We start from the raw sequence: 542 nt of genomic DNA, 5'->3' as shown, positions 1-542 counted from the left end.
GGATGGGCCGGCGCTGTGCCTCGATGCTCAAGCGCACCAGCCGCAGCGGCTCGCCCGTGGTCGCCTTGAGCAGCGCGGCCGCGTCTTCGCCCGCATCCCAGACCTGCAGCACGTCGAAGTCCTGGCGTTCGCCGTTCCAGCCGCGCACTTCCAGCGCGTCGCCGCCTTCGCCGGGCACTGTCAACGATCGGCCCAAGGCCTGTAACTCGAGGTCCGAGCCCACCAACCGGGCGTGGACCAGCGCGAGCCGTGGGTGCGCGCCCATCCAGGTCAGCTCGCCGCCCGCGTCGACGATGCCCCAGCCGCGGTCGCCCACGGGCCAGCCGTCGCCGTCCAGCAGCAGAGTATTGACGGCTTCGCCGGCGCACGACTTGACGGGGTAGCGCCACAGCCCGGCGACGCGGGCGGTCAGGTCAGCCATGGGTTCTCCAGGTTCAGCGATTGCGCGGCGCGAGGGGCGTTTCGGGCACCGGGTAGCCGGCGGCGCCAAAGGTCGCGACGACGGCCTTGTGGGTGTCGAAGTAGACCTGCCAGTAATGGTC

At 71.2% G+C, this 542-nt stretch carries 1 protein-coding gene and 1 pseudogene; both read right to left on the bottom strand.

Annotation, left to right across the window (positions count from 1 at the left end):
- Window positions 1-421: MOSC N-terminal beta barrel domain-containing protein (locus tag ACXJKR_RS34335; RefSeq protein ID WP_457326670.1), on the bottom strand; the 421-nt coding region annotated here is incomplete at its 3' end.
- Window positions 422-434: 13 nt separating this feature from the next.
- Window positions 435-542 (bottom strand): annotated as a pseudogene (locus tag ACXJKR_RS34330) (mechanosensitive ion channel family protein); the annotation flags it as partial.

The organism is Roseateles sp. P5_E11 (assembly GCF_054049355.1).
This window is presented reverse-complemented; position numbering and strand designations above follow the sequence as displayed.